The organism is Desulfurococcus sp. (genome assembly GCF_038881575.1).
GTDB lineage: Archaea > Thermoproteota > Thermoprotei_A > Sulfolobales > Desulfurococcaceae > Desulfurococcus.
The window spans coordinates 35,278-60,477 of record NZ_JAVZPN010000005.1 but is presented as its reverse complement, the minus strand read 5'-3'; the positions used below and the strand labels follow the sequence as shown (position 1 = coordinate 60,477).

Below are 25,200 nucleotides of genomic sequence, written 5' to 3'. Positions count from 1 at the left end.
CTTCAACCACCCACGGCCATCACGTCCCGGTTATTATATAGTAGGTCGTGTCCAGCATAGTATTCACATGGGCTTCTAAGGCGTAGTACATCCAGAGGTGATAATACATAGCCGTACTTAAAGTTATCCATGTAATACAGGTATAGGCCCCGGGATCCACCGTATTCCTGCAGCATACATAGTGTTGAAGCATTAGCATTACCATAGAAATATGCTACCTTGGAATCACCGCATATAACCCCATCATATAGCTCACGGACCTCCGTGAAACCTATGACCTCGCCTACAGTGTACCTCCAGTAGAAGGCAACAGGATCGCTTCCCAGAGATACCTCCAAGATTATTATGAAACATATGATCAGTGAGGAAGCAGTAGTTAACAACCTGTAGAGCCTTAATAATGGTTTACCATGCTTATCCATGGTCTCCAGCACGATCGGGGTGAGAAAGGATACATAGTTTAACACCCTATGCATCACCGAGAGATATAAGGGATCTATAAGTAGAACATAGAAGAGTATCAATGTAATGGGGAGGAGCACGCTAGCATAGTAGGGTTCATATACATCCTCCACTACAAGTAAGCGTGCAAGGGGGAGTAGAAATAATACAACTGGGACGATATATAGTATTAGTGTTAGTATGCTGAAAGATAAGGCATCACCGTAGTTGAGGATCAATGCTGAAAAGACTATAGCCATCACCACGGGGGCGATAACATATCGAGGCCCTTGCTTAAAGACCATGTATGACCCATATACAGCTACAGCGATAACAAGTAAACCCATGAAATCACTATAACCAAGAGCAACCACACCCCCTCTAAAAGCATATATGAAACTATACACAGCATAGAGGATGGTGAATAAGGAAAGAACATAGATTCCCCTGGCACCACTGAGGCCATGCCACACCCCTTTCCCAGCTTTTTCAACGAGCACCGAGTAGAGATATGAGGCGATAAACAATATGCTCATCAATGGCGATAATGGATGAGACAACACAAGCGTTAAGGATACTAGTGTAAGCACCAGTATGTCCTCAACTCTGCTTCTCTTAGAGGATCTCAATGCCATGAGGAGAAATAGTATCATTAAAGGGTATGAATAGACCTCTTTAAGTAGCGTAGAGGAAAAGAGGGTAAATGAGGGAACCAGTGCAATGGCGTAGAGTGAGAGAATCGATGCACCACCAAGAAGCTCCCTGAGCAATATATATGTGGCGAGAATGATCTCCACAGCTACGATTACAACACCAGTGAATGAGAAGAAGTACTCAGGCCTTAACCCTGTTAGAATAGAGTACTGAGTTGACGCGAGGAGTAGGGCAGGCCATCTATTATTATGTCCATCGAAAGCCGCGTCATCCCAGATCTTTAAATCAGGCTCCCGGATTAATTTATCGCTGAACAATATCAGGGGCCATACATCAGTTGAAAACGGTTGAGCCGTGGCTATGTATGGTATTAACCGGAGTAGACAGGCTGATACAAGCAATACTAGTAAAGGGATAGCCTTCCCCAACTCCTCACCACCCCACCCATTACACCCGTTAACAACAATGCGCAGAGTACCATGGATACATAGATCCCTGCCAACGCATCCACATGGGCTTTAACAACATATGAGAAAACCCTTAACTCAAGGATGCCGCTAATCCATATAGCGAGGGGCAGTGATAGAAGCATTGATAACGCTGTGTAGAATAGGAGGAGAAGTGCTAAAGCCATAGTGATCACCATCCTAGAGACCCCAATCCCATGGAGCTGGATTAGAGTAGTGTAGAGGTGTCTATACAATGCATCACTAATCAAGGGTGTACATAGAAGCACAAGTACAGTAGTAACATAAGCCAGGAGGAGAAGAGAGTCCTTGTAGAAACCCAGCCTAGCCCAGTACCCGCTTGAGACATCCATTATCATCTCTAGGTTAACAGTCTTATTTATCCTTGAAAGATATATCAATGCCCTCTCAATAATGGATTTATACTCCTCCCCTGTTAGTTTACCAGTTATCTCCTTCGCTGAGTCCTCGTTGTCGAAGTAGAGTAGTGCAATGGAGTAGTAACCCCTGCCTATACCTCGGAGTATCCTGGCGAGATCTATAGAGGTTATCAGCTCATAGGTATAGGGGTAACCGGACTCTATGATCCTACACACCCTAGTAATAATTGTTTCATGGGTGAAGACGGAGTATAAGGGGAGTAAATCCCCCTCCCCGATACCTAGCTCACGGCTTAACTCCCCACTTATAAACACACATCTATCACCTAGTGTAACACCTCCTGTCAAGCTGCTTAAAGACTCGTCATCCATGCCGCGGACCACGATGACCATGTCGTCTACGTACACTATTGCGAAGACCACGTACTTAACGTTTACCCCTGTTGTATTCCCTACGAGGTCTATGATCTCTCTCTCACCAATAACTGATGTGAAAGGCGACAACGCGTAGCTGGATACAGCCAACCCCCTTCCCCCATTACCATAGATCACGTCCTCGTACAGGTTCAATACAGATGAAGCATAACCAACTAGTAGCAGGGAGACTGTTTCAAGCATTAAGAGTACCAGGAGTAGCCCAGCATGCACCGTGATACTGGTGGATCTAAAGATTACCCTTAGAATCATTGGAAACAATACCCATCCCCCTTACCGATATCAATAGTGAGAAAAAGGCTTGGATCACTATGAGGGATAGTAGTACAATGGGTTCCATCGCAGGGTTAGCCATGCTGAATACCAGTAATCCACTGTAATGGCTGAGGATGCGTAGACCGAGTAGTATTAGGAGATAGCTTAAAGCATAGGAGTATAATGCCATTAGTGTCGACAACATTGTGAGCGCAGCCGCGAAGGAAGACGCCAGCATCCTGATACCTACTCCTTGATTGTGGAGTATGCGGAGTTCGTGGATCACTCCCCTTAATATCTTCTCATCCACGATAATTAAGACCGGTATATATGCTAATAGAATAATCATAGAGTACTTCTCCATGAATAAAACCACGCTGCTAACCAGCGAATTAATGATGCCTCCTACAATAATGCTGGCGCTGGTTTTACATAAGTAGCCCGGGGCACCATCCACTTCTCCTATTAATATAATAGTGTCCTCGAGTAAACCACTATGAATATAGCAGGGGCAAACCCCTATGCTACCATTATTGAGTAGAGCTGTGAACCCTGTGTCTAACTCGTGATCTCTGTAGAAAATATATGGTATTGATGCGTAAATCCCGCTACATGGGTTACTAAGCGACTTAATGATTAAACCACTAATGTTAAGCATGGAGATATCCTTGATAACAATATACTGAGCCATAAACCCGTTACCGGAGCCACTTAAACCCATTAAACCATATTTAACATGGATGCAATCACCGCCAAGGGGGCTAGTGGTAACAGTGAGCACAGTGTTATCTGGGAGGTAATTAGAGATCAAAGATCTTTGCCAAGTTAAACTTGCGAAAACCTGTGGAAGCATCGAGAAAAGCACAGGGGCTAAGAGAGCTGGAAGCAGTATAGTGATATAGCCATGCCTATAAATAGAGACCAGTAGCACCATGGTTGAGTGTTTAAGTTTATTCATTCACACACGCCTAATAATATTCTATTGTACACCACTAGGTTAAAACCTTGCCACCCAATCCTAGAGGAACGAGTTTAACCACCTCTACGTATACGTCTAACCCTGATCCTCCCGATAGAGAAGAATAATGCAGAGAGCATTATTATAGACTGGATCCTGAATGAGTTACCTATGCCTAATGCCAGCTCGCCGATCTCCCCTAGTTCTATACTTCCGCCTGAGCCCTCTCCTGCTATTAAACTAGATGCAACGGTATATGGTACAACCATCGTCATGCTTATCAATGCTAGGTTAAGGCTCAAGGCGAAGCCAATATTGAACATTATTGTCCTCAGCGACGAAGCAGCACCTCTTCTATGAGGCGGTACAGAAGCCATTATAGAGCTAGTATTAGGTCCAGTGAATAAGCCAGCACCAATGCCGAGTAGGATCATGCCGCTGATTAAATGTATTAGGCTGGAATCAATGGTTAAAGTGCTTAGAATGTAGAGTGCTATAGATGCTGTGAGCAGGCCAGGCACTATTATAGTTGCATACCCGTACTTATCGGCTAATCTACCCCCCAGTAACCCAGCCACTAGAAACCCTAGTTCAAAGGGAACAAGGAGTAACCCGGCTACGCTGGCACTATATCCCTTAACAGTTTGGAGGTATATTGATAACAATACGAGTGAGCCACCGAAGCCTATTGAGTAAAGGAACTGGGAGATTATACCCCCTGAAAACCCCCAGTTCTTAAAGAGTTTTAAGTCTAGGATAGGCGACCCATGCCTTAGCTCGAGCGGTATTAGAGCAATAAGCATTACTATTGATGTAGCGATCATTGCTACAGCATACTCCTTGAATCCGAGGCCATATGTGGTAAATGTTAAGCCCATTAAGACCAGTGTCACAGATGCCGTGAACAATATGAAACCCGCTAGGTCGAATACGGGTTTCTCCACCGGTCTGTAAACATCTCTAAGTCTTAGTGAGCCATATATGAATGCAGCCAAGCCTATTGGCACCTGTATGAGGAATATCCATTTCCAACCCAGCATGTCAATTACGATCCCGCTAATAGTCATACCTAGTACAGCACCAACCCTCCACGCTACCTGGTTCACTCCAAGCCATGTGGCCAGCATACTACTCGGTACATTATCTGTTAGAATCGTTATGCTAAGCGTGATTAAGGGGGCTGCACCAATACCCTGTATTATCCTGGATAATATAACGAGGTAGGAGCTATCTGATAAACCAGAGAAGACGGCGCCTATTGTGAAGAGTAGGAACCCTAGATTGAATAACCTGACCCTGCCATAGAGATCCGAGAGTCTCCCTATCAATGGCTGCATAAAGATGCTTCCAAGCATGTATCCCTGAGTTATCCATATAACTTCCTGGACACCGGCGCCAAGAGATCTAGCTATATCCGGTATACCTACAACAGTTAAACGAGCGTTTAGACCCGTCAAAAATGACGCTAGCGTCGTAACCGATAAGACGCCGAGTATATTTCTTCTAGTAGTATTAGTGTTCCCGCTCATCATGGTCCCATAGTATTAACCATGATAGGGATAAAGTATGGGATTTAAGAGAATAAAAACTTTCCATATACCTGGAAAACATGTTTAACCAATCTGGCTAGAGAGATACATGGCATCAACGTACCTAATAGCCTAAGAGGCCGACCTCCTCCCCGCCTTGAAGGGCTGGGGTTCCCTTCAGGGTGGTTCATTGGTTCCCCGCATCTATTCCGGGGTTACACCTGTCATCTGCGGGGCAGTCGGCGGGGCCAGTGCTCGCCCCATCTCGGGTTTCCCGCTCCCAAAGAATACACTAGAGAACCCAGCCTATAAGCTTATCACCATCCCCACCCTAAAAAACGAGGCTTCCAGTTGTAACCAAAAAGTCAAAGGCGGGCTTGTATCATGATAAAACTTAGAACTCGTGTCTAGCGAGGACTTCTTGCGCTCTTATCAATCCATCTCCAAGCCTTGATAAATATCCCTGTTTATACAGGGCTCTCTCGATAACCGCTATCGTGGCAATTACATCGTTAGCGTTCACAGGACCCATGTGTCCAACTCTGAAGTAGTTTACCTCCTTGAGTAGTCCTCTGGCTATAGCTACGCCAGCACTTCTAGCAAATGATACCAGCGTTCCTGCATCTATACCACCTGGTAGCTTAACAGCTGTTATCGTGTGCGCAGTATATTTCTCACTTGCTAGAATACCTAGTCCAAGCGCCTTCATGGCTTCCCTGAAGGCCTCTGATAATACCATGTGCCTCCGTACCCTGTTCTCCATTCCTTCCCTTAGTATTAGCTCGAGGCTCTTCCTTAAGGCAACCACCAGGTTTACCGCTGGGGTTCCAAAGTATACTGGCTTCTTCTCCTCATAGGATCTCATTACTTCAACCCACTTCTTTAAATCCATGTAGTATGGGGATAGGGGCTCCTTTAACTCTTTAAGCTTCTCGAGAGCCTTCGGGGACAACCATATTATTGCTAAGCCTGGTGGCACGCCAAGTGCTTTCTGGGAACCGGTGAATAATACATCGACCCCGTCCTCCACGAGGTTTATCTCCTCGCCTCCAACGCTGCATACTCCGTCGACAACAAGGATCGTGCCCGTATTCCTCAGCTTCTTACCAACCTCCCTGATGGGTTGTAAAACACCTGTGCTAGTATCTACATGTGTAAGCGTAACCAGGTCGTATCCCCCTTTTTCAACAGCCTCAATTATCCGTGATGCCTCAACACCGTTTCCTATAGTATCCGGCCTGAGCACATCTGTTTTCACAGGGTACCTTGAGAGAAGCTCCTTGAACCTGTCACCAAAGTAGCCATTGGATACAACGAGGACTCTGCTGCCTTTAGTAAGGAAATTAGTTACCGATGCCTCCATGCCCAGGGTGCCGGTGCCAGCGATCACCACGGGCTGATGCTCCTTGCCAGCATAAACTATCTCCCTAAGTTTACCTAGTGCATCGGCAAATATCTCAACGAACTCCGGTGAAGTATGATCCAGACCGCTGACAGCTAATTCCCTTAATACGCTGGGCTCATAGTTTATAGGACCAGGTACCATTACGAGGCGTCTTTCACTCATCGGGTCCACCATGCTTTAATACATAGCGCTGGATCTATTTATTTATTAAACAACCATTGATCTTCTTCCAGGATAAGGTGACGTAAATGTCTAGAACCAGAATTCTGGTCACAGGCTTCGAACCCTTCGCTGATGAATCAATTAATCCATCTGAGATTGTAGTGAGAAGGCTTACCGGTTCATTAGAGAGGGGAGATGTAGAATTAGTGACAGCAATCCTCCCTGTTTCATTTAGAAGAGCCAAAGACTTCGTCAAGACACTGCTCAGGGAGCATAAGCCCGAGATAGCTATGGCCCTGGGGCTAGCACCTGGGACTCAATGCATTAGGGTCGAGAGAGTCGCATTAAACCTGATGGATGCGAGAATACCTGATAACGATGGCGTGAAGCCTGAGGATGAACCAATTGAACCCGGGGCTCCCACAGCTTACCTGGCAACAATACCTGTAAAGAAGATAGTTAGGAAACTAACTGAGAAAGGCATACCAGCTGTTGTATCCAATACTGCTGGCACATATGTATGCAACTTAGTGTTCTACGAGTTACTGCATCATGGATACACTTATGGCTATCCCTTAAGAGCCGGGTTTATCCATCTACCCTACCTACCAGAGCAAGCTGCCAAAAAGGAGCCGCATAGTGTTCCGCCGAGTATGAGCCTCGAATTAATGATCAAAGCCGTTAAAGTAGTCATCGAATCCGTAGTAAGTGAGGATACAACCGGGCAAAAACCTAGATTAGAGTAGTAAGATGTGTCAACGCACCACACTAAAAACAACTTCCCCGAGGGACGCGCCAATGGAGTACACCGAGAAGATAGTCGAGGGGTATAGGCTTAGAATCTACACTGTCAACAAGCTACTGATCGGCATACCATTAGACATAGGTCCCAGGATACTATATATCGCCTCCCTTGAGAAGCCCGAGTTCAATTTATTCAGTATAATACCAGATATCAGTATTGAAACACCCGAGGGCACCTGGAAAATACATGGGGGACACAGGCTCTGGACATCGCCTGAAGCCATGCCACGTTCCTACTCACTTGACGATAAACCAGTTGAATTAAGGATTGAGAGAGATGAGATCGAGATCGTCGGCAACCCGGAGCATGCTAACAATGTTTTAAAGAAGATACATGTTACACCGGGTGAAGAAGACTACTCGGTGAAAGTAGTCCATGAAATAATCAATATAGGTAGATGGCCACTAGAGTTCTCGTGCTGGGCTATCTCAGTTATGAGGAGTAATGGATTCGCTATAATACCATTTAAGCCAAGGCAGGTGGATCACCACGGCCTACTCCCAGATAGATTCATTGTGGCATGGCCGTACACTAGGCTGGATGACCCTAGGATTAAGCTTAGAGGCGACTACATCATAGTACATCAAGACCCAGGCGTTAAAAACCCGGTTAAAATAGGTGCTAGAGCCAACCCCCCATGGATCGCGTACTGGGTGGAGGGATACTTGTTCGAGAAGTCTTTCAGAGAAGAAGACACTGTATATCCTGACTTCGGCTCGAGTGTCGAAGTATACACTAATGATAGATTCCTGGAGTTGGAGACCCTTGGCCCCTTGAGGAGAATAGAACCAGGTGGATCAAACATCCATACTGAGACATGGAGTGTGAAAAGAATTGAGGATCTGAGGCCTCATGAAAAATATTGAGGGAGAGACTAGGGTAGACTTAACGCGTATCGAACTGCGCTGTATGCATCCACTAGTCCATACCCAGTGTAAACATCGAAGCCTGGGGAACCTAGATCATATGCTGTAGATGTTAGGACTTTATAAATAGCGTCGAAGCCCAGCCAGCTTTTACCAGCAGCATACCTTATGGCTTCTATAACTGCCACAACACCTGTTACATGCGGGGTAGCCATTGATGTACCGCTTAGATAAGCATATTGCTTATTCGGGTACGTGGATAATATGTTGACTCCAGGTGCAGCCACATCAACCTCCGGTCCATCACTGCTCCATGACGGTGTATTACCGTTTGAATCCACTGCTGCAACAGCTATCACCCATGGGTATCTAGCTGGGTAGTTAACATTGTCTGTACTTGGGTTTCCATCACCAGAGTTACCTGCTGCAACAACCTGTATAGCGCCCTGCTGGTAAGCCCAGTTTGATGCATCCCTTAACACACTGCTGTCGCTTGAGGAGCCAAGCGACATGCTGAGTATGTATGCTCCAGCCTTCACAGCCTCTACTATTCCCTCAGCTATATCTGTGACGCTCCCGCTTCCTGAGTCGTAGAGTACTTTAACCGCTATCAGGGTCACGTTTGGCGCTACACCTGCTACACCGGCACCATTTATAGTCGCCGCGATTATCCCGGCTACATGTGTTCCATGCCCGTTACGATCCATGCAATTACTTAGTGAGGTACCCCTATAAGTGGTTGAGCCAGTTGTCCTTATACAGTATGCAACCCTGCCATAGAGGTCTGGATGAGTGTAATCAATGCCTGTGTCGAGGACAGCTACGACTACTCCCATTCCGAATGCATACCTGCCATAGTATTGGTAATAGTAGTCCCAGACATCCGTTATGCCGATCATGTACATATTCCACTTGATGTCACCATAATAGTCACTTATGCCGAAAGCCCTGGCCTCCACATCTTTCTCAACGTATCTAATACCCGGCAGGCTTTTAACACGGGTTATCAAAGACTCAGGGATCTCGACAACCAGTACCTTTAGATCCCTGATCTCTTTCACCGGTGATACCCCGAGGATCCTTAACAAGCTCTGCCTAGAGGATTCATCCCTATATCCTACCACTACTCTTACCTTACTTGAGCCCTCATTGACTAGTAACGCCTCTGATTCAATGGAGAATACTAGTGGGATTAATACTAGAGCCAGTAATAGTAAGACATATTTATTGGACACCATAGTCCCACCCAGATTTGATCACACTCGGTAATCAAGGGGATACTTTATAAATTTTTCCATCTAGAGGGCAAGCCTGAGCCATAGCACTGGCCAGGAGGTATACTGAGCCATTCACCGGCCAAGAGAGAACCGAGAAAACATTATTCACCTATATCTGCCCTTCAACCAGGAATAGAGTATTAACGCCATCAGTAGTATCACGATTGCTCCAAGAGCCATCGTGATATAGGTTAACCCGGTGAATGACTCAGCTGCCACTGTTACAGTGGTAACCACTGACTCGTGTTCAACAGTAGTCACAGTGGTTGTATAGGTTAACTCCTTTACACTAGTAACTGTTAGAGGTAGGGTGGTAGTATATGTCACAGTGGTTGTTGAAACCGTTGTGAAAGTAATGGTTATAGTTGTAGTTACTTCAGTAGTTAGTTGAGTTGTCTCCGTGGTAGTGCTCGTTGGAGTCGTAGTAGTCGGCTGAGTAGTCGTTACCACGGTGGTGTTTGACGGGTTAATGGTTGTGGTAGTTATTGGGGAAGCAGTAGTTAGACCGGTTGTCGCAGTAGTAATTGTTGAAGAAACAGTAGTAATCGGGCTACTCACAGTGGTTACCGTTGTTGTTGTAGTAGTGGTTGTGATGGTTGTCGCTGAAGTCATAATCGGGCTAGTCGTAGTGGAAGTAATAGTTGAGGCCGGACCCGCTATCAGCTCCTGGAGGCTTCCAAATCTCACTCTGGCAAGAGCCGTATAAGGGGCTTGCGAGCTATTAGTGTATAGCTTGAAAACATATTGAAGCGTATATGTTGCAAGATCCTGGGGGCCAGTATAGTACATGTTAATGAGTGGGGTAAACTCAACCGCGTTACTGGTTAAATTATTATACACGGTGAACATCTGCCCGCCACTAGGAGACCCTATGAAGGATATACCTGCCTGCCCTGTATAAAGGCTTTGAAGTAGGTCTACACTAGACCCTATCGCAATGTATAGTCTTCCGCCTTCAACACTATACTCGGCAATTATTTCGGGACTCCCAGGATTGAACTTGTATTTCTTAACTATATCTACAAAGCCATTCCTGTTTTTATCAGGTGATGAGAGCTCCACTATGAGGCTACCGTTATCGAGGAGGGTTATTCTCGAGATATTATAGGTGTCTCCATAGTAATTGTCCCCAGTATAATCGAGGTAGTCATCAACGAATAAACCCACCTGAGGACCACCATACCATGTCTCAGACTCCATACTACCCCAGTAAACCATGGGGGCACCAATAGGTATCCATGCAGTATCCCTGCTTGGATCATAGACAACCACGTAGGGTATCGCCCCGCCACGGGGGTCGATCCAGGCGAATAACCTGTTATTATAGACTACTATCTCATCGACTCCATCCCAGTCGAGATCGCCCCTGATATACTGAATCCCTGCAACCCTGTTATTTCTCACATCATCAAGCCACCTAGCTGAGAGGAAGTATATGCTGGTCAACCTTATGTGAGCATATCCTCCCAGGGCCCAGCCAGGCATGTCTTGTAATCCATCTCTATCCCAATCACTTTCCTCATGCCACGCCGTCTCGTAGAGTAATGCGTTGAGGCTTATAATGGTCGTCCACCACAGCTCATTCCTCGATGCTGAATCGATCAGCCTACCCGGTGCAAGAAGTTCGTAGAGTATTGTCCCAGGGCTCCATATATCTCCTAGCTTGACAATATTATCCCCGAGCCTATAGTTCCATCTTGATGGATCGCCGAGCTCGTTGAAAGCCTTCTCACTAAGGGTGCCCCAGTACCAGCCGTCATAAGCTCTTCTATAGTCGTAAGGATAGTTGTTGACCCACTGCTTAATGTAGACGTAGGTATCATAGCCACAGTAGTAGTTGTATTCAGGTGTCCAGTATCCTTTTTCAAGCCAGCCTACTACATCATCTATTGTGACAATCTGTATCCATGGATGCATAGCAATCCATCTAACAGCGTTCTCATACCATGAGGGATCCGTGGGCCATCCTGCTACCCCGGCAGCCTTCTCCCAGTCATCAGCATAGATGAACACCTGTTGCTGATCCCAGCTCATTGCTTTATCTAGGTATATTAACCTGAGATCCCTGTTCAACCCACCATCAGTATTAGATAATAGCTTCTGCTGTGTGTCCCAGTGTATGAAGAACACGTAAAGCGTATTACCATTCGTCCTTGTCTCATTGTACTTGTGAGGCTTAAGGTTGTTTGTCCCTGGACTCCATTCGTCATGATGAGTATTGCCATCGAGTACAACGGCTTTATAGTATTTACTCAGGGTCCAAGCTATTCCAGTCCTCTCATCATCCCATGTTCTCTCGGGCACCCATGCAGTCAGAGGCCTATACCCTAGTATTTTATAGTTGTAGTCAAGGGCTAGGTAGGCACTAGGATCATTGAAATTATCGTAGAAGTAAGCCGTGATATACTCAGCCCACACCCCTCCAACAGGCACAACTATCCCTTGCTCAACAAGGCTTCTCACATACTTAATGAAGCCTGGATCCCACCATAGGAAGCTAGCCATCAACGTCCCGCTCATATGGATCATGACTGGTATCCTTCTACCAGTCAACCTTGATGCATCTTCATGGATCCATAATATGTAGCCATAGCTGTTTCTAGACGATGGGTTATTTAACCCCCTGTTATCGGTTAAATGCTGGTTGCCATGGTGAAGCAGTATAAGCTTCACTGTCCCTGTTGTCTGATTACTGAACCATACACCATACCATGTATTTGGATCACCGCTCATCATATATCCTGGCACAGGCTTCGAGAGCCATTTAACGCCACTAGAGTCAACCCATGTAGATGCAATCCTGCACCACACGGTCTTAGAGCTATCCCAGCCATACTCCCTTAGAAAACCAGCTGGGAGAGACAGCTCCACTAGGTCCCATTGAGCATTGAAAGCTATATTGATACTCAAGTTGCTTTGAGTCCAGTAGCTCCAGTCATATTTGTAAACCCTTATGTTATTTACATCATATATGGCTACCGCGAGAACCCATGGGTAATCACCCATCCTAACACCCCTCCCATTAGAATCAAGTATGAAGTCGGGAAGCCACTCCTGGTATCCTGGGGCTCCATCCCAGCCGATTAACAAGTATAAATCGAGTGCATCACGATACCCTGGGCCACTAGCCACCTCTGCACCATATGCTAGATCCAGCAGGTCTATCCTGAAGAATACATAATTGGTTCCAGGGACATAATACCATGCAACTACATCCCTGCTATCCCTGTAATCCTCCAAGTTATCTCTAAACCCGCCGCTACTGGTTAAACCATGCAGGTACTCATACCTCCACTCATAACCTAATCCATCAACTATAACCGGTTCACTACTCTGGGAGTTATAGATTGGTGCAGTGTTGTAACTATAAAGTGAGATGGCGAGCAGTATAAGTAGAGAGCCTGCTATATAAGGAAGCCTATGCATGCTTAAACACGCCCCTTTCCAGGCTTAGAGTAGAATATAGTGATGAGGAATAGAAAAAACTATGTCATCCTCCTAAACACGAGGTATAAGCCGGCGATAACCAATGCCACTAACCCTACAATCCACGGCTCTGGAACAGGGTAGGGCACGGGTGTTGCAAACGACACTTCAACATAATAGTCTACTACTCCATCTTCAACTTCACTCCATGTATTTGGCCCAATGGTTGTCACAGCATCAAGGGCGTCAGATGAGCCACTAATATCCCATGTTCCACCTCCATTCCCACCGTAATTGCTCCAGCCCACCGCAGTAATAACCTCGAATCTTATAGAGCCACCGGCTGGTGCCCCGCCTATAAGGCTCCAGTTGATTTTAAGCTCTATGCAATTATTATCCAGGTTTACCGCGAGGAGCCCAGCTGCACCTGTATCACCTGGGACATATAAGTGATTCCAGTTTTTATCCAGCAACTGGAATATAGCACCCCAGTTATTAGTGGATTCATTCAATGGATGAGTAATAGACCTCAGACCTTGATTTCTATACCTTGAGTCAGCGAGGTTCACTACTATCTGGTATTCCCAGGCGGCTGATGAGTTAACTTTGGTATCGGATTCTCCAGCAAACCATATCTCGCCGCTTCCACTTGTTAAATCCCTGTCGATTGTTACAGCGATAAATGTTGCCCCATTATCACCTATACTTATACCACTCATATTTTTGAACTTGAACAACATGTAGAGGTAGTCCCCATCACCAGTTATCCTCCACTCGACAAGGTCTACAAGATCCGGGTTTACTGAACCTGCGAAATCTGTTCTCTCATCCCCCGTTGCATCCTTCCACACGAATTCTCCATCACTAATAATGTACGTGTTATCCTGGCTGGGGAGAGGGGCTTTCCAGTCGCTTGGATCACCATCCACTATTATCTGTGGCTGCGCAATAGCTAGTATCGGTGTTGTAAGTAGCATCATGAATATTGCTGAGAATAACAATACCAATGGCTTAGACATTTATTTCACCAAATAAATATTTTTATCTACACATATATTTAAATTTAACCAAGCGACTGAAAAACCCTGATGTTGAATAAACCAGCTGGATTGCATCACTTATTTAAACCAAGAACCCAGGCATTTAATACCACGGGACTTGATAACTGGGATCAAGGATCCAGGATTCTGTCTGAATAATATTTTTGAATACTTTGCTCCATCTCTGGTTCCCCCGCTCCCTCCGGCTTCATCCCTTCATCGCGGAGACGCTTAATGGAACCCTAGTATTCCTGTATACACTGAGTACTCTGTACCAGATATTCATAGTTTCAACAAAACCTCTGTCACCCATAAACCTGCATCTTCTGCGAATGGCTAGCCCATGTACGTAGTTTAGCTTGTGTTATATCTTGGACATATTGATAACGTATTCCTCGGGTCTACAACAAGTATTAGAACATCGTATTCGATTGTCATGCCTGGAGGAGATAAGCGCCGGGGGCGGGATTTGAACCCGCGCGGGCGTGAGCCCACTGGCTCTCAAGGCCAGCCCCTTAGACCGCTCGGGCACCCCGGCACTCCTCATGGTTTAAGATATAGGAGGATATAGCCTTTTTTACTTTTCGCATCGACGATGCTGTAATTCTCCTTTGCTTTCTCAGCCAGGTACTCTCCTCCTCTAGCTAGCACGAACTGTGCGAAGCCGTCTTCAGCCAGGTATCTTCTAGCTCCTAAGACTATGTCCTCCACTATCCTCATGCCTGCTGAGAGCGGGGGATTGGAGTATACTGCGTTGAACCTCATTCCTTCTACAGGCTTATACCTATCACCCTGGAGGACTACTACTCTATCCCCTACATTATTCCTTGAAGCGTTTAAACGAGCCACTTTGACCGCTAAGGGGTTTACATCGGTCATATATACCTTGAGCAAGGGGTTTAACTTAGCCACCACTATACCTATCACTCCGTAGCCGCATCCTATATCCAGTATCACACCGCTCCTCGGCACTATGATGTTCTCGAGGAGTAGCCTTGTCCCATCATCTAAGCCGGATCCCGAGAAGAGGCTCGTGTAAGATATGAACTCGAATGTATGGCCGTGAATAGTGAATGAAAAGAGCTTCCTCTCGCCTGGCTGGCCAGGCTTATAGTAGTGCGTCATCCCGGCTGACCCTTCCTCCATGCAGGGGGATAGATCCCAGTGGGCATTACCACTCTCCGAGTCCTCACCACTATACCCTTCTTCATCCCAGCTATCTCCTCTGCATTATATAGTGCAGTGCCCAGTGCCACCAGCTCGCCTTTAAGCGTTAGAATAGCCGCAGTCTTATTTCTCTCAACATTACTCGTCAACCTCGCGATGCCTGGTACAGCTAGATTGGCTCCATGAGCTATAGCGTCTACAGCTGTATCAAGTATCATTATCTTCGGTAGGTGAGCTATCGATGTCTCAACTGGGAGTATTATCCTCCTAATGTATCTCTCATCCCCGCTACTCCTCCATAATGCAAGGGCCTCGCTGACATCCTGCAGCCTAACCAGTGTTTCATCCTCTCTATAAGGGCCTGTACGGGTTCTACGTAACTCCCTCATGTGTGCCCCGGTGCCAAGCATTAACCCGATATCGTGTGCAAGCTTCCTCATGTATGTACCTGGATCGCTTAAAACTCTCACAAGTATGAATCTATCCCTGATCTCCAGTAACTCGATTTCATATATCCTCCTGACCCTAATACTTCTCTTAACACTGGATCTCAGAGGCGGCTTCTGGTATATATCGCCCTTAAAGTACTCTACAACTCTTTTAACATCGGGCTCCCTGGCATCCCCATGTAACTGTATAACCATCACGTATTCCTTAACACTATGTATAACGTTCCCAATGACCTTCGTGCTATTCGCTAGCCCGATTGGTAGAACACCGGTCACCTTGGGGTTTCCCCGCCCCTAAAGGGGCTCAAGGGTGCCCCCGTGACCGGCTTTATCCAGGTTGAACATTTTCTTAACCCATGCCACGACCTCGTGGCTCGTGGGCCCCGGTGGTTTATCAAGGTTTATCACACCGTAGTTTATGTGATCGCTTACCTTTCTCTCATATGGTAGTACCCCGTGGTCCGGGCTTGTCTCAGCCTCCCTTAGTACTATCCATTCATTCCTGTAGCCAGCTCTCGCTGTTATATGATCTATGAAGGATAACCCCTTCTCAACCAGGTCCATTATACTGCACCTTCCCTAGTGGAGAGAAAATATTTAAAGAAAATATTAATTATTTCGCCGGGACCCAGCTTAAATAGGCGTTAGCTTCGGCTTTACATGCTCCACCATGTAGTCTGTTAAACCGTTTTCACCGATGGCCTTTAAGACTTCTTCATCGCTGGCGCCCCTGGGTATCTTAATTGATTTATCAGTGGGCTCCAGGTGCTTTATGTTCACCTTCCTCCTTTTAACTCCTGTCAGCGACTTAGGCCCTGTTACTAAGACGAAGTTATCGTCTATTATGTCCACTATAACGCATTTCCTGCCTGCTTCCCTACCTGCTGTTTTAACACATATCCTACCTATTTCTATTGCGGGCATTTTTAAACACCCCTTTACTCATTTAAACACTACTCACTCATACTACCATGTTTCTCTTTTAAAATCTTATCTATTGTAGACTTAATAATGTTGAATGCCTCCTCAACCCCGATTAGCTTGGTGTTTATAGTTAAATCGAATATCGATGTATCATATATGTCTATGCCATAGTATTCCATAAACCTTCTTCTCTGAGAGTACTCCCTTATAAGGGTCTCAGCCAACGCTTTACTCAGGGAGGCGTTGTCGCGGCCGGCTACACGGAGTATCCTGAGTGTGAGAGGTGCTGTAACATATATCTTTAAGTCAACGATGTCGGATACTATCCAGGCTGCTAAATGCCCGTCGATAACGATGTCATCGTTGTCCCTAACTGTTTCAAGGGTCATCCTATCTATCTCGAGGTCTATAGAGGGATCCTCTAAAGCCACCCTACTCAGCTCCTCCAGGCTTACACCCCTTCTCCTAGCATACTCCCTGAACAATGAACCAGCCGAGAAATATTTCAACCCATAGTATTCAGCAACACGCTTAGCCTGGGTCGTCTTACCACTACCGGGTGGACCACTAAAAACTATCTTAACCAATTTAAGACACCGCTAGGGGGAACGGGGGTTAGAGCGCTGACCTCACAGCCTCCCTTATACCCCTTGCAAGACACTCGTGACATATATAGCCTCCATAGGGCCTTTCAGGACGCTTCTCAGTCTTAGCTAGTTTACGGAGCTCCGCTGGCCTTAGAGCTGGAACCCCGTTTAGTGGCCTACCACATATAGCACACTTAGCCGCATTAGGCCTCCTCTTCTCATAGTGCACCCTAACATCTCCGCCAGGTGTTTTAACAATGATTCTTCTCCAACTCCTATTCCTATACATTGGCCTAGGCATCGATGCCTCACCGTAAGCATTTCTAGCTCTAGAGTAATAACTTACGAGGGATTCTTAAATTTTACTAGGGTGGCTGCCTTGATTCCAGCCTAATACTCCTTGAGACCAGGTATATTGGTACAGCGAAGCCGATTAAGGCTATAATGTATATATGTGTGTAGTAAATGCCTCTCTCAGCGTTTAAACCAGAGAGGAAGGGTATTGACACGGGTATATCCACGTACTGGGTTGAACGAGCTATTAGCGAGACAACTAGTATCATCAGCGTATAGACCAGTGAGAAGATGGATACATGTATTATGAAGAGGAGGAGCATCCTCCTCCTCGCAGACCTATATAGAGCCCTATACTTCCTAAGCCTCCTTACATCCCCCTTGCTCCTAGGGGTTTCGGGAACCTGTATACTCTGGTATGTCTTAACAGCTTCACTGAAATATGGATGATTCCTAGCTGCCTTAATAAGCAGGGATATTAATACGGCTGATGAGATGGAGATAAGTAAAACAATCGTTGTAATCATTACTACTCTCCCACAAGGCGCCTTAGCAACGGGTATGCCTCGAGAGTTCTCTCGTAAGCTATTAACGCGTAGTACTGTTGCAGGATACCTATAGCCAACAGTATCCCCGTGCCAGTACCATAGGCCCCTAATACATCCGCTAGCACAGCTATCGCTGCAACAATAAGGCTTGAAAGCACTGTCAAGGGATAAATGTACTTAGCTAGTATTTTCTCAAGGATCTTCGGGTTATTTCTTAACCCTGGAACCTCGAATCCACTGTTGATTAATTGTTCAGCCTGTGCAGCCGGGTTTAATCCAGCGACCTCGACCCACATCAACCCGAATAGGACGGCCAGTATGAAGACTAGTAAACTATATACTATTAGATGAACTGGATCAGATAGAGCACTATATAAGCCATTAGGCGATGCAAGGTAGTATGCTAATCCACCGACAAGCCTGCCTGAGGTATCGTATTTAGCTAATAAGTCGACGAGGTTCTGAGGCACCACTGACGCCAGGTAAACCCTGAACAATGTCGCGAAGACAAGTATGTTGGCGTAAAGTATACCCACGAATAACACGGGTATATTGGTTACATAGAGGAACTGAAGCGGTATCTTGGTCTTAATGCTCTGCAACCTCGGCGATGTAACAGGTATTTCAACCTTCATATTACCCAGGTATACTAGGATAAGCATTATAACTATAGTAGCTATGAGTCCAACAAGGTCTCTGCCGCCGGGCCTAATCAATGCATTACCTAAGCCACCGCCACTGCTTATCACCTGGATCATGTATGGTATGAAGCCTATGGGCTGTCCCTGATAAGTTACAGTACTGAAGATATTCCAGAATATAGTTGTAGCGACACCAGCCAGTATGAACAGGGAGACACCGGAGCCTATGCCCCAGCCCTTCTGAATCATCTCATCCAGGGTTATTACAAGGTAGGATGCAACGAATAATTGGAGCCACACTATTAAGCGGACATGCCATCCAGCACTGCAGGCTGTCACAGGATTACCCAGAGGCATCCAGTACCTGCATGACAAGACGTACATTCCAGCCTCGAAGGCCGCCAGTATAACGGCCAGGGTTTTCTGGGAGGCAGTGAAAACCCTTCTGTCCTCGGGATCTGTTAAATCAAGGTCAATCAACTTAGCGCCTACAAGGATCTGCATTATCAAGCCGGCTGTTACAATAGGTCCTATACCGAGCTCCATTAACGTGCCCCTGTTGGACGCGAATATTATCTGTATTAATAATATCTGCTCTGGCCCAGCATAGGATATACCGTAGAGCGGTGTATTAGCCATTATCATGTAGACTATTAAAGCCACACCGGTCCAGAACAACCTCTCATACATCGAGGGCTTGCCCTGCGGCTTAACCACTGTAGGTAGGTAATCCGCTATTTTAGCCATCACCCTGAGTAAACCCATTCCCTAAACCACCCATCTATCACTGTAGTATAAGACCGGTATTTAGTCTAGACTAGACTCTATAATGAGTCGTGAGGGGCTTATTAAATTCATTTCATTATGGAAGCTAGGAGCGATTGCATGTTCTAAAATATAAAAATCCTAGGCTGCACTACTACCCGCTTCAAGCTCCTCGAGAAGTATCACCTTGCCCCCTGCTTCCTCGATTTTTCTCTTAGCCTCCTCTGTTATCCCCCTGGCTATAACCTTTAAACCCCTGGTAACCTTACCGGAGCCTAGTACTTTGTCGAAACCCATTTCAACAGTATTTAACACTATTAATCCATCCTCGATGACTGCCTGACCGTTGGAGGCCAGCCTCCACGCTAATTCATCTAACTCGCCAACATTAATGGTTGTATTCTCATGGATTCTACCACGAGGCCTGAAGCCGTGTTTACCATACCAGTTTGGAGCATGCTTTATTATCCAGATGTATTTATGCTTATGGAAGCCTACCGCACCGAATCCACCGCGTGAACCACTTTTCCTATGCTGCCCAACCCTGCCCCAACCCATTGTCCTCGTGCGACCCTGAAGCTTCCTGGATTTCTTACCTTTTCTAACAACCATCATCTATCACCTCATAGCATTCTCTCAATTAATTCATTTATTTCTTCACCACGGTATCCAAGCTCACCCTTCATAGTGAAGGGTTTTTTACTGGATCCATTGAAACCTCCACGCGGCGGGTGCAGCCTGAAAACTGGTTTTACAATGTTTTCAAGCTTGTGGAGCACTAATTTACCCTCTAATAATGCCTCTGCGAATCCTTCAATATCTTTAATGCCTTGCTCTGCGAAGGCTTTAGCAATATATTCATCTGTTATCCTTATGCCACCGGGGGCTCTTCCACGGACCTTGAACAGTTTCACTAGCGTGGGCTTATTTATCTCACCCCATGTAACCCAGTCCTTCACTTTTTCAAGCATTCCTTCAAGGCCTGGTTGTTCTGCTGGATATATTACTAGGTGGTATTTCTTATGGAGCCTTAGGAGTTTCAGCGTGTACTCGACGTCAGGCGGTGTATCGGCCTGCCCCCTTATTCTTAAGATAGCGTAAAGCTTAACCATCCAGCACCACCTCAGGCCTTTAACCAGTCAACCGGTGTAACGAATCTATATGTGTTATATAATGCGTTGACAATGGCCTTGGCGAAATTAAGCGTCGTCCTTGTCTCGCCGAAACTCTCCGTCCACACGTCCCTGAGCCCAGCCAGTCTCAAAACCACTTTAGCCACATCCCCTGCTACAAGCCCTGTTCCACGTGGTGCAGGCTTCAATACAACTTCCACACTACCGCTTTTACCCCTGACTGTGAATGGGACGCTATGGGGTTCGCCGCACCTGCACTCCCAGCTCCCGCATCCCCTTCTCACAGGGGTGATATTTAGCTTGGCATTCCTTATGGCCTTCGCTAATGCGTCAACGTATTGCTTAGCCTTACCGGTTCCAACGCCGACAAAGCCATTTTCATTACCGATGACTACTACAACCAGGAACCTGGTTCTCCTACCTGCATCAGTCATCTTCTGAACTATCTTAGTATCGATCCTCTCATACTTTAAATCGGGTAGGAGGTAGTCCACTATCTCTGGTTCTAGCAACGGGAGGTTTCTATCGAATACCTCCTTTAAACTAGTTATCTTACCCTCTAAAACCATTTTACCTACACGTGTCCTGGGAACCCATTTCTCTAAGGCAGCTTTATCAACCGCGCTCGCGGACACACTTATCACCTCTTATAAGCCTCCAAGATCTTGTTTTTAACCTCTTCAAAATGCGAGGGGAGGTCCTCTGGTTGTAAACCATTGGCTAGATACCTTGAAAACCTTTTCTCAAGCAATCCATTCTCCCTCAGTATTTTAGCATATGATGCTATATGCTCGCCCCTAATTCTCTCCTCACTAGGAGCTACTTCCTCACTTATTGGCACCTTGAGCCCGGCATCGTTGGCTGCCTTTATAGCTGCAAACACTATTGCCCCTTTAACGGGCCTGTGTAACCCTATATCTGGTACAGCATATTCAATCCCCTTCTCCAGGGCCCTTAAAGCAGCCAGCAACCCTGTTAAATAGGCTGCAGGGGTATTACATGTACCCGCTTTCCACCCGAATCTCTTCCTTAACTCGTTTGAGTGGGCTGCAGCTATGATTACATCCCCCTCTGGTTTAGCCGTGGCTACCTGTACCCATATATAGTTCAACGTCTTCCTAACAATGAAACGTGGATGTCCCGATACAATCATTCTATATCTCTTGTAGTAATTAGTCTTACCCTCCCTTCTCCTCCTCCTTGGAACCTTATACCGGGGACCCTTAGCCATACCTCACCAACCCCTCTACCTAACCTCCTTCAAGATATTGTTTTCCTTAAGGTATAGCTTCAGAGATGAAAGAGAGTTAAAGTGTCCTCCCTTAGCAAGCATATATAGCCTCCTATATGTTTTTGCATCGATGAACTTCTTATCCCTCAGGTATCTAAGATACCTCCTTATCTTCCTTATCTTATTCATCCATACCTCCTTCTCATCCAGCCTAGCGGTCTTACTCCCCTTCCTCTTACCATGCCCCCTTCTCCTTCCCTTAACCCTCTGCTTATGCCTAACCTTGGAGCTATAACCTGTTATACCGTGTTTGGGGGCAACCCATATAGCCCCCTCCTTGATCAGCCGCCTCACATCCTCCCTTGTTATGGCTGCCTCGACATCCTCTATTCTACCAGGATCCACTCTAATCCTTGACACACCGACGCCAAGTAGATCAGCCGCTAGTCTTTTCTGGAGTGTTAGGTCACTCATGTTAAGCACCCTGTGTTAACTGAGTTGTTTTAGGTGGATTAGCTACTTTAAAGCCTTTTGAGACAGCTACCCTGTATAGTTCAATAGCCTTCCTTAATCCAACGCTCCCACCAATGTATACTATGTACCTGGCTGGATCCAGTCCCTCGAGGTCTCTTGGATTATTAATCACAACTGGCTCCAGGCCTGATGGGTGGAGCCCCCTAACTAGGCTTGGCCCTCTATACCCTATTTTAACTAGGGGCGGGTATCCTTTAAGCTGGTGCCTCACCTTGTTGTCTATCCCTTTTGGCTTCCTCCACTTAAGGTCATTCTTGAACTTCGGCTTCTTCCACCATAGATACCTGAGGAAAACCGGCCTCCTCTTATTCATTTCCTGCCTTAACCTGAGTAAACGATCCAGCTCCGTGCTCATAAGGCCTCACCCTTCTCATAAATATATATTCCATCCATGAAAACACGTCTATCTCTATCAGTGACCCTAGTGGCCCTCTCAATTGATGCAGCCGTTAACCCAACCTCCTCGATATCGACTCCCTCAATAATTATATCCTCACCACTCACCTTCACCTTGACATTACCGTATATCTTGGCTACCCTATCTGACTTCTCCCCCATGAAATTTCTTATCCTGACAACCTTGTTCTTCTCATCAACGGATACTGTGATTGGGAAGTGTGAGAATATTATCTTTAATTTATAGCGGTAGCCTCTTACAACACCTGTAATCATGTTACGTATATGCGCAGCTATCGTCCCAACTAGGGCCTTCTGCCTCCTATCAGCAACATATGTTTCAACGATGACAACCCTGTCCTCGAGCCTTATGAATACTCCTCTAGCATGACTGAAATCCCTTGTAATAATGCCCTTGGGCCCTTTAACTGTTACCCTTAAGCCATCCGCTTCAACAGTGACGTTCTCAGGGATCTCTACTTTCTCAGCGACATGAAACACCCTGGCCATACATGCATCACCTAGTAACAGTATGCAAGTAATACCCCACCAGTTTGTTTTTCAACAGCCTCCTTGTGAGAGAGGACACCGTAAGGCGTTGACACTATTATTACACCTATATTATATGCTGGCAGGTATCTCTTAAGCCACTCAGGGAACTCAGCGAGCTCGCGGTGTTTAACAGGGTATCTAGGCTTGATAACGCCGATCTTGTTTATCCTGCCGAGCAACTGTATCTTTATCTTACCCCATCTACCATCATCAATGTACTCGAACTCACCGATATAGCCCTCCCTTTGGAGGACCTTTAAGACGTTTAACGTCAGCTTTGATGCGGGCCATACAACTACTTCCTTCTTAGCCCTTACCTCGGCATTATATATTGCTGAAAGAGCATTTGCAAGCGTGTCCATGACCACCATGGCTTAACACCCCTACTCATATTTCTTGAAGCCTATTACGGAGGCTACTTCTCTAAAACACTGCCTGCACAGGTAAAGCCCGTAAGCCTGTATGACCGCATCACGTGAACCACATCTCCTGCAAACCTGTACCCCACGCCCGTACTTGTATATTTTTGGGGGTTTATACTTAGCCATTTAAACCACCTACTCACCAACTATTTCAACGCCGAATAATTGTTTTAAAAGCACCATTGCCTCCAGCTTGTTCACCCTATGCCTCCTCGGTACATGGGATCTAGCACGCTTACGCCTCATCACCCTGTACCCAGGTCTCTCAATAGTTATGGCTACATCCATTCCGAATACTCCTATCTCTGGATCATATCTTACGCCTGGCATGTGTATGTGTTCCTTAACACCTATACTGACATTCCCGTAGTCGTCGAAGCTTGACTCCCTTACTCTATACCCTATGGTCTCGAATACTTTCCTCAGGAATTCAATGGCTTTTCCTCTTCTCAACGTGACTACAACGGCTATGTTATCGCCTTTCTTAATCCCGAAGTCCTTAATGGTCTTCTTGGCCCTTCTTGGGACAGGCTTTGCACCTGTTAACTCCTCAAGCACTTTCATAGCCTTTGGAAGCCTATCGGATTCAGCGCCTACACCTATGTTAACTGTTACCTTAGCTATGAAAGGCTTAAGCATCGGATTGCTACTCCATTTTTCAAGGATCCTGCTTTCAACATCCTGTGTAAGGATACTCATTACCATGCACCCTCCGGCAGTTTTATCAATGGTTTTTCAACACCTATTGGAAATATATAGTCCAAGCTAGTCTGGAACTTATTGCCTTGCTTATCTTCAAGCGTGACTATACTCCTATATCTCCTCATGCCCTTGTGTATCGATACTATCTTACCCACTCTCCCAACGTTTCTACCACCAGACACTATCGCTATAACACCCTCTTTCAAGGGGACATAGTCGAGGATTTGTTGAACAGGTATGGATAGCTTTAACGTGCCTAGTGTATCATACGTGTCTTCAACAGGATTTCTTGGATCATTGACCCTAATCAATACGTTTCGTCCATCATGCAGGTTTAACTGTATATGCCCGTTCTTCACCGTGGTCTTATTCTCTATCCTGCAAAGCTTGAAGGATGCCTCCTCCCTCGATATCTCAATCAACCCAAGTACCTTGGTTGGTACTGGGATGACCCTGTAGTATTTATTGATCCCCACGATCTCGATTACATCCATTACGCCAACGGGGAACTTGTAATCTCTCCTCACTCTCCCATCGATCTTGAAGTATCCCTCGGCTATGAGCCTCCTAGCCTCCTTGCCTGTTTTAGCATAACCCAGCATATCTCTGACAAGGATTAATAGTGGAATCGACCTAGATATGGGGTGTGGGCCAGGCGATGGCTTAACAGCCCACTTATACTCCTTCCTAAGTATAGGCCAATACCTAGGTGCATTGATCGCTTTTAAATGCCTGCTACCACCCATGCCACCCAT

Annotated in this window: 29 protein-coding genes and 1 tRNA gene; 2 read left to right on the top strand and 28 right to left on the bottom strand. The window is 46.0% G+C overall.

Annotated features, from left to right (window positions below; all coding sequences use genetic code 11):
• Positions 1-2: 2 nt before the first annotated feature.
• The 5 genes from QXV08_RS06000 to QXV08_RS05980 form a co-directional block, all read right to left on the bottom strand.
• Positions 3-1,523, bottom strand: a complete 1,521-nt coding sequence (locus tag QXV08_RS06000; RefSeq protein WP_342788116.1) for a hypothetical protein — start codon at positions 1,521-1,523, stop codon at positions 3-5.
• Positions 1,499-2,638, bottom strand: coding sequence for a hypothetical protein (locus tag QXV08_RS05995; RefSeq protein ID WP_342785973.1), 1,140 nt, complete (start codon positions 2,636-2,638; stop codon positions 1,499-1,501). Before QXV08_RS05995 ends, QXV08_RS06000 begins: the two co-directional genes overlap by 25 nt.
• Positions 2,607-3,590 carry a hypothetical protein gene (locus QXV08_RS05990; protein WP_342785975.1) on the bottom strand — a complete coding sequence of 328 codons (984 nt, stop codon included), beginning with the start codon at positions 3,588-3,590 and terminating at the stop codon, positions 2,607-2,609. Before QXV08_RS05990 ends, QXV08_RS05995 begins: the two co-directional genes overlap by 32 nt.
• Before the next feature lie 74 nt (positions 3,591-3,664).
• Positions 3,665-5,119 carry an MFS transporter gene (locus QXV08_RS05985; RefSeq protein ID WP_342785977.1) on the bottom strand — a complete coding sequence of 485 codons (1,455 nt, stop codon included), beginning with the start codon at positions 5,117-5,119 and terminating at the stop codon, positions 3,665-3,667.
• Positions 5,120-5,513: 394 nt separating this feature from the next.
• Complete coding sequence (locus QXV08_RS05980) at positions 5,514-6,698, bottom strand: alanine--glyoxylate aminotransferase family protein (protein WP_342788117.1); 1,185 nt, start codon at positions 6,696-6,698, stop codon at positions 5,514-5,516.
• 74 nt (positions 6,699-6,772) lie between these two features.
• On the opposite strand from QXV08_RS05980, the gene pcp reads away from it, so the two are divergent.
• Both pcp and QXV08_RS05970 read left to right on the top strand, forming a co-directional pair.
• The gene (gene pcp, locus QXV08_RS05975; RefSeq protein WP_342785981.1) at positions 6,773-7,432 is read left to right on the top strand and encodes a pyroglutamyl-peptidase I; all 660 of its coding nucleotides are present in this window, start codon (positions 6,773-6,775) and stop codon (positions 7,430-7,432) included.
• A 52-nt stretch (positions 7,433-7,484) separates the two neighbouring features.
• Entirely contained in the window at positions 7,485-8,357 is an 873-nt protein-coding gene (locus QXV08_RS05970) for a hypothetical protein (RefSeq protein WP_342785983.1), read from the top strand.
• Between the two features lie 8 nt (positions 8,358-8,365).
• Here the strand turns inward: QXV08_RS05970 and QXV08_RS05965 are convergent, their stop codons facing one another.
• The 23 genes from QXV08_RS05965 to QXV08_RS05855 all read right to left on the bottom strand — a co-directional run bounded on the left by QXV08_RS05965 (position 8,366) and on the right by QXV08_RS05855 (position 25,200).
• Complete coding sequence (locus tag QXV08_RS05965) at positions 8,366-9,595, bottom strand: S8 family peptidase (RefSeq protein ID WP_342785985.1); 1,230 nt, start codon at positions 9,593-9,595, stop codon at positions 8,366-8,368.
• A 144-nt stretch (positions 9,596-9,739) separates the two neighbouring features.
• Positions 9,740-13,060 (bottom strand): glycoside hydrolase, encoded by a 3,321-nt coding sequence (locus QXV08_RS05960; RefSeq protein ID WP_342785987.1) that lies wholly within the window; start codon positions 13,058-13,060, stop codon positions 9,740-9,742.
• Between the two features lie 59 nt (positions 13,061-13,119).
• On the bottom strand, positions 13,120-14,079 hold the full coding sequence (locus QXV08_RS05955) for a hypothetical protein (protein WP_342785989.1): 960 nt from the start codon (positions 14,077-14,079) through the stop codon (positions 13,120-13,122).
• A 475-nt stretch (positions 14,080-14,554) separates the two neighbouring features.
• A tRNA-Ser gene (locus tag QXV08_RS05950) sits at positions 14,555-14,638 on the bottom strand.
• Positions 14,639-14,643: 5 nt separating this feature from the next.
• The gene (locus QXV08_RS05945) at positions 14,644-15,225 is read right to left on the bottom strand and encodes a methyltransferase (protein WP_342785991.1); all 582 of its coding nucleotides are present in this window, start codon (positions 15,223-15,225) and stop codon (positions 14,644-14,646) included.
• The gene (locus tag QXV08_RS05940) at positions 15,222-15,992 is read right to left on the bottom strand and encodes an RNA-guided pseudouridylation complex pseudouridine synthase subunit Cbf5 (protein ID WP_342785993.1); all 771 of its coding nucleotides are present in this window, start codon (positions 15,990-15,992) and stop codon (positions 15,222-15,224) included. The genes QXV08_RS05945 and QXV08_RS05940 overlap by 4 nt, the downstream gene beginning before the upstream one ends.
• A gap of 18 nt (positions 15,993-16,010) precedes the next feature.
• On the bottom strand, positions 16,011-16,280 hold the full coding sequence (locus QXV08_RS05935; RefSeq protein WP_342785995.1) for a tRNA pseudouridine synthase A: 270 nt from the start codon (positions 16,278-16,280) through the stop codon (positions 16,011-16,013).
• 69 nt (positions 16,281-16,349) lie between these two features.
• Complete coding sequence (locus QXV08_RS05930) at positions 16,350-16,640, bottom strand: 50S ribosomal protein L14e (RefSeq protein WP_342785997.1); 291 nt, start codon at positions 16,638-16,640, stop codon at positions 16,350-16,352.
• Between the two features lie 29 nt (positions 16,641-16,669).
• Entirely contained in the window at positions 16,670-17,227 is a 558-nt protein-coding gene (cmk, locus tag QXV08_RS05925; protein WP_342785998.1) for a (d)CMP kinase, read from the bottom strand.
• A gap of 28 nt (positions 17,228-17,255) precedes the next feature.
• The gene (locus tag QXV08_RS05920; RefSeq protein ID WP_342786000.1) at positions 17,256-17,528 is read right to left on the bottom strand and encodes a 50S ribosomal protein L34e; all 273 of its coding nucleotides are present in this window, start codon (positions 17,526-17,528) and stop codon (positions 17,256-17,258) included.
• A gap of 64 nt (positions 17,529-17,592) precedes the next feature.
• Positions 17,593-18,048 (bottom strand): 7tm Odorant receptor, encoded by a 456-nt coding sequence (locus QXV08_RS05915; RefSeq protein ID WP_342786002.1) that lies wholly within the window; start codon positions 18,046-18,048, stop codon positions 17,593-17,595.
• 2 nt (positions 18,049-18,050) lie between these two features.
• A complete protein-coding gene (gene secY, locus QXV08_RS05910) occupies positions 18,051-19,475 on the bottom strand; it encodes a preprotein translocase subunit SecY (protein ID WP_342786004.1) in 1,425 nt (474 codons plus the stop codon).
• Between the two features lie 141 nt (positions 19,476-19,616).
• Positions 19,617-20,087 (bottom strand): uL15 family ribosomal protein, encoded by a 471-nt coding sequence (locus QXV08_RS05905; protein WP_342786006.1) that lies wholly within the window; start codon positions 20,085-20,087, stop codon positions 19,617-19,619.
• Positions 20,088-20,098: 11 nt separating this feature from the next.
• Positions 20,099-20,587: a 50S ribosomal protein L30 gene (locus tag QXV08_RS05900; protein WP_342786008.1), complete on the bottom strand. Its 489-nt coding sequence runs from the start codon at positions 20,585-20,587 to the stop codon at positions 20,099-20,101.
• Positions 20,588-20,598: 11 nt separating this feature from the next.
• Positions 20,599-21,243 carry a 30S ribosomal protein S5 gene (locus QXV08_RS05895; RefSeq protein ID WP_342786010.1) on the bottom strand — a complete coding sequence of 215 codons (645 nt, stop codon included), beginning with the start codon at positions 21,241-21,243 and terminating at the stop codon, positions 20,599-20,601.
• Positions 21,244-21,248: 5 nt separating this feature from the next.
• Positions 21,249-21,839, bottom strand: a complete 591-nt coding sequence (locus tag QXV08_RS05890; protein ID WP_342786012.1) for a 50S ribosomal protein L18 — start codon at positions 21,837-21,839, stop codon at positions 21,249-21,251.
• A 15-nt stretch (positions 21,840-21,854) separates the two neighbouring features.
• On the bottom strand, positions 21,855-22,313 hold the full coding sequence (locus QXV08_RS05885) for a 50S ribosomal protein L19e (protein ID WP_342786014.1): 459 nt from the start codon (positions 22,311-22,313) through the stop codon (positions 21,855-21,857).
• 1 nt (position 22,314) lies between these two features.
• Positions 22,315-22,728 (bottom strand): 50S ribosomal protein L32e, encoded by a 414-nt coding sequence (locus tag QXV08_RS05880; protein ID WP_342786016.1) that lies wholly within the window; start codon positions 22,726-22,728, stop codon positions 22,315-22,317.
• The gene (locus tag QXV08_RS05875; protein ID WP_342786018.1) at positions 22,725-23,279 is read right to left on the bottom strand and encodes a 50S ribosomal protein L6; all 555 of its coding nucleotides are present in this window, start codon (positions 23,277-23,279) and stop codon (positions 22,725-22,727) included. Before QXV08_RS05875 ends, QXV08_RS05880 begins: the two co-directional genes overlap by 4 nt.
• 11 nt (positions 23,280-23,290) lie before the next feature.
• On the bottom strand, positions 23,291-23,692 hold the full coding sequence (locus tag QXV08_RS05870; protein WP_014768032.1) for a 30S ribosomal protein S8: 402 nt from the start codon (positions 23,690-23,692) through the stop codon (positions 23,291-23,293).
• A gap of 12 nt (positions 23,693-23,704) precedes the next feature.
• Positions 23,705-23,869, bottom strand: a complete 165-nt coding sequence (locus QXV08_RS05865; RefSeq protein ID WP_012608828.1) for a 30S ribosomal protein S14 — start codon at positions 23,867-23,869, stop codon at positions 23,705-23,707.
• 9 nt (positions 23,870-23,878) lie between these two features.
• Positions 23,879-24,442: a 50S ribosomal protein L5 gene (locus tag QXV08_RS05860; protein ID WP_342786023.1), complete on the bottom strand. Its 564-nt coding sequence runs from the start codon at positions 24,440-24,442 to the stop codon at positions 23,879-23,881.
• Entirely contained in the window at positions 24,442-25,200 is a 759-nt protein-coding gene (locus QXV08_RS05855; protein WP_342786025.1) for a 30S ribosomal protein S4e, read from the bottom strand. Before QXV08_RS05855 ends, QXV08_RS05860 begins: the two co-directional genes overlap by 1 nt.

What these genes read in the sequence shown, in the direction of transcription:
- QXV08_RS05990 (WP_342785975.1), bottom strand. Translation starts at nt 3,590, where the DNA reads ATGAATAAACTTAAACACTCAACCATGGTGCTACTGGTCTCTATTTAT.
- QXV08_RS05985 (WP_342785977.1), bottom strand. Translation starts at nt 5,119, where the DNA reads ATGAGCGGGAACACTAATACTACTAGAAGAAATATACTCGGCGTCTTA.
- QXV08_RS05980 (WP_342788117.1), bottom strand. Translation starts at nt 6,698, where the DNA reads ATGGTGGACCCGATGAGTGAAAGACGCCTCGTAATGGTACCTGGTCCT.
- pcp (WP_342785981.1), top strand. Translation starts at nt 6,773, where the DNA reads ATGTCTAGAACCAGAATTCTGGTCACAGGCTTCGAACCCTTCGCTGAT.
- QXV08_RS05970 (WP_342785983.1), top strand. Translation starts at nt 7,485, where the DNA reads ATGGAGTACACCGAGAAGATAGTCGAGGGGTATAGGCTTAGAATCTAC.
- QXV08_RS05965 (WP_342785985.1), bottom strand. Translation starts at nt 9,595, where the DNA reads ATGGTGTCCAATAAATATGTCTTACTATTACTGGCTCTAGTATTAATC.
- QXV08_RS05960 (WP_342785987.1), bottom strand. Translation starts at nt 13,060, where the DNA reads ATGCATAGGCTTCCTTATATAGCAGGCTCTCTACTTATACTGCTCGCC.
- QXV08_RS05955 (WP_342785989.1), bottom strand. Translation starts at nt 14,079, where the DNA reads ATGTCTAAGCCATTGGTATTGTTATTCTCAGCAATATTCATGATGCTA.
- QXV08_RS05945 (WP_342785991.1), bottom strand. Translation starts at nt 15,225, where the DNA reads ATGACGCACTACTATAAGCCTGGCCAGCCAGGCGAGAGGAAGCTCTTT.
- QXV08_RS05935 (WP_342785995.1), bottom strand. Translation starts at nt 16,280, where the DNA reads ATGGACCTGGTTGAGAAGGGGTTATCCTTCATAGATCATATAACAGCG.
- QXV08_RS05930 (WP_342785997.1), bottom strand. Translation starts at nt 16,640, where the DNA reads ATGCCCGCAATAGAAATAGGTAGGATATGTGTTAAAACAGCAGGTAGG.
- QXV08_RS05920 (WP_342786000.1), bottom strand. Translation starts at nt 17,528, where the DNA reads ATGCCTAGGCCAATGTATAGGAATAGGAGTTGGAGAAGAATCATTGTT.
- QXV08_RS05915 (WP_342786002.1), bottom strand. Translation starts at nt 18,048, where the DNA reads ATGATTACAACGATTGTTTTACTTATCTCCATCTCATCAGCCGTATTA.
- secY (WP_342786004.1), bottom strand. Translation starts at nt 19,475, where the DNA reads ATGGGTTTACTCAGGGTGATGGCTAAAATAGCGGATTACCTACCTACA.
- QXV08_RS05905 (WP_342786006.1), bottom strand. Translation starts at nt 20,087, where the DNA reads ATGGTTGTTAGAAAAGGTAAGAAATCCAGGAAGCTTCAGGGTCGCACG.
- QXV08_RS05900 (WP_342786008.1), bottom strand. Translation starts at nt 20,587, where the DNA reads ATGGTTAAGCTTTACGCTATCTTAAGAATAAGGGGGCAGGCCGATACA.
- QXV08_RS05890 (WP_342786012.1), bottom strand. Translation starts at nt 21,839, where the DNA reads ATGGCTAAGGGTCCCCGGTATAAGGTTCCAAGGAGGAGGAGAAGGGAG.
- QXV08_RS05885 (WP_342786014.1), bottom strand. Translation starts at nt 22,313, where the DNA reads ATGAGTGACCTAACACTCCAGAAAAGACTAGCGGCTGATCTACTTGGC.
- QXV08_RS05880 (WP_342786016.1), bottom strand. Translation starts at nt 22,728, where the DNA reads ATGAGCACGGAGCTGGATCGTTTACTCAGGTTAAGGCAGGAAATGAAT.
- QXV08_RS05875 (WP_342786018.1), bottom strand. Translation starts at nt 23,279, where the DNA reads ATGGCCAGGGTGTTTCATGTCGCTGAGAAAGTAGAGATCCCTGAGAAC.
- QXV08_RS05870 (WP_014768032.1), bottom strand. Translation starts at nt 23,692, where the DNA reads ATGGTGGTCATGGACACGCTTGCAAATGCTCTTTCAGCAATATATAAT.
- QXV08_RS05865 (WP_012608828.1), bottom strand. Translation starts at nt 23,869, where the DNA reads ATGGCTAAGTATAAACCCCCAAAAATATACAAGTACGGGCGTGGGGTA.
- QXV08_RS05860 (WP_342786023.1), bottom strand. Translation starts at nt 24,442, where the DNA reads ATGAGTATCCTTACACAGGATGTTGAAAGCAGGATCCTTGAAAAATGG.
- QXV08_RS05855 (WP_342786025.1), bottom strand. Translation starts at nt 25,200, where the DNA reads ATGGGTGGCATGGGTGGTAGCAGGCATTTAAAAGCGATCAATGCACCT.